Here is a 2774-nt window from a genome sequence, read left to right as displayed (position 1 = left end):
ACTTCTCGTCACGTCGAGTCGCCTGCGGCGACCGGCTGGCCGCTTGAACCGGAGAAAGGCATACTGTTTCTTTGTCAAATGCGAGATTTTCCCGCCCCGCCTCAGGCCCTGTAGTGTCATACTACAGGGCAGGCACTCAGGGAGGCCGTTCCCTCCTCCTTCTCTGCGTCCTTTCGGTGGTTTGGCTTTGTGTCGTTGGTCGCCTGCCCGCCGTAGCCCGAAGGGCGGAGGAGGGCTCCCCCCATCCTCCCTTTGCGTGCTTGGCGCCCTTTGCGGTTAAGACACGCTGGGACAACGCGTTACGCGTTGCCTCGGCTGTTTCTTTGTCAAATGCGAGATTTGCCCGCCCAAAACGACTTACGTGCGTCCGCGGGAAGTTATGCACATAAAGGTATGCACATGACATGGATGGAAAGAGTGCGAAATAAGGCCTAAAAACCGGTAAAAAGCGCGCTAAAAACGCGAAAAAAGTCGAAAAAAGCACTAAATCCGCGCTAGCCCATCTTAACATTCGGGGGTGTTTGGGAGAAAAAACCCACCGGACGCTAGCGCCAGGGCCGGTGGCCTGTAAAAATTCGCCCCAAAATACCCCCCAAAACTCCCTCTAAAAAGTTATCCACAATCACGGCCGTTCATAAGTGAAGGGTCAGAAGACCGGCTGGAACGGCGCGGAGGGTCAGGACCGGAGTTCGGCCCCGAGGGCGGAACGGAGGGCGTCGAGGATCCGGGTCTGCATCGTGGCGGCGTCGTCGTGGGTCAGCGTGCCCGACGCCCGCCTGAGGACCAGACGCAGGGCGACGCTCTTCTTGCCCGCGGGCACCTGTTTGCCGCGATAGACGTCCAGCGCCTGGAGGGATTCGACCTCGGCGACGCCGGCCGACGCGACGGCCTTTTCGACGTCCGCCCAGCGGACAGCCTCCTCCACGACGATGGCCAGGTCCCGCGCGATGGCCGGGTACTGGGGCAGGGGCCGATACGCGGGTTCCAGGACGGCGGCCTCGATGAGCCGGCCGAAATGGACCTCCGCGACGGTCGGGGGCTCGTCGAGTTCGAAGGCGGCGGTGGCCTCCTTTGTTGCGGAGCCGACCATGCCGATCGGCTCATTGTCCAAGAGGACCTCGGCGGCCTGGTCTGCCGCGAGGTCGGCATAGCGGTCGGTCGGGACGAAGCGGATGCGGTCGGCGACGCGGAGGCGCTCGAAGAGCGTTTCGAGGGCGCCCTTGACGTTCTCGAATTCCGGCGCGCCGGAACCGGAGGCGAGGGCGAGCATGGCGTCCTCGTGGGGCATTTGGCCGGGCGCGGCGGGGACGAACCGCTTGGCGATCTCGAAGAGCCTGGCGTCCGTCTCGTCGGCGTTCTGGTTGACGCGCAGGGAATCCAGGAGGCCGGGCAGGATGGACTCCCGGAGGGCGAGGGCGGCTCCGCGGAGGGCGAGAGGTTCGGCCTCGACGTCCCGGCGTCGAAAGCGGACGGCCCGGTCGGCGCTCGTGAAGGAGAAGGTGACGGCCTCGAAATAGCCCGCGGCCGTGAGGACCTCGCCGGCGGCCTGGCGGACGCGTTCGGCCGGCGTCGGACCGGCGTAGGCGACGGGGATTTCGCGCGATTCGGGAATCTTCTCGTAGCCGTGGTGGCGGGCGACTTCCTCCACCAGGTCGATTTCGCGTTCGAGGTCGCCCCGGCGGGAGGGGACGCGGACGCGGATGCGTTCGGGCGTCGCCACGAGGACCTCCAGGCCCAGGCGGCGGAGGTACTCGGTGGCGAAGTCGGCGGGGATCGCGAGGCCGAGGACCGTTTCGATGCGGGCGACGCGGAGCGTGAGTTCCAGCGGCTCGGGCAGGGGTCGGCCGGCCGCGACGACGCCGCGGGCGATCTTGCCGCCCGCCGTCTGGTGGATGAGGGCGCATGCCCGCCGGCTGGCCCAATCGGTGCCGCCGGGGTCGACGCGGCGCTCGAAGCGGAAACTGGATTCGCTGGCCAGGGCGAGCAAGCGGCTGGTGGCGCGGATGGAGAGGGGGTCGAAGACGGCGGCTTCCAACAAGATATCGCTCGTCGCGTCGGAGATTTCGGTCTCGGCGCCGCCCATGACGCCGGCGAGGGCGACGGGTCGGCGGGCGTCGGCGATGACGAGGCGCTCGGGCGAGAGGGCGTGCTCCGAATGGTCGATGGCGTGGAAGCGTTCGCCGGCCTTGGCGCGGCGGACGACGATGCGGCCCTCGGTAATCCGGGCGAAGTCGAAGGCGTGCAGCGGCTGGCCGGTCTCCATCATCACGTAGTTGGTGACGTCCACGATGTTGGAGACGGGGCGGATGCCGACCGCTTCGAGGCGCTGGCGGAGCCAGCCGGGACTGGGGCCGACCTTTACGCCCTCGATGAGGCGGGCGGTGTAGAGGGGGCAGAGGTCCGGGGCCTCGATTTCGACGCGGACCTTCTTCTCGCAGGGGGTCGCGGACTCCGCATAGGCGGCGTCGGGGAGGCGGAGTTCGGCGTTCAGGGCGGCGGCGAGTTCGCGGGCGATGCCGACGTGGCCGAGGCAGTCGGGCCGGTTGGCGGTGACCTCAACCACGAGGCGCACGTCGCCGCCGGGGAGGTCCTCGATGGCGTCCACGTTGAGGCCGATGCGCGTGAGGCGTTCGGCGACCTCTTTGGGCGCAAGGTCCGTGGGGACGTACTCGCGGAGCCAGTTGTAACTGACGTTCACGGGCATCCCCTGGCGTTCTTGTGCCGGGCGTGGAAAGGGCGATTATAGGCCGGCGGCGGGTAGCGTCAAGCGAAAG

At 67.3% G+C, this 2774-nt stretch carries 1 protein-coding gene; it reads right to left on the bottom strand.

Annotation, left to right across the window (positions count from 1 at the left end):
* Positions 1–676: 676 nt before the first annotated feature.
* Positions 677–2704 carry a phenylalanine--tRNA ligase subunit beta gene (gene pheT / locus NTX40_11535; protein ID MCX5649700.1) on the bottom strand — a complete coding sequence of 676 codons (2028 nt, stop codon included), beginning with the start codon at positions 2702–2704 and terminating at the stop codon, positions 677–679.
* Positions 2705–2774: the final 70 nt, after the last annotated feature.

This window comes from Planctomycetota bacterium, from assembly GCA_026387035.1.
Classification (GTDB): Bacteria; Planctomycetota; Phycisphaerae; order FEN-1346; family FEN-1346; genus JAPLMM01.
The sequence above is the reverse complement of the archived record's forward strand: the minus strand, read 5'-3'. Positions and strand labels throughout refer to the sequence as shown.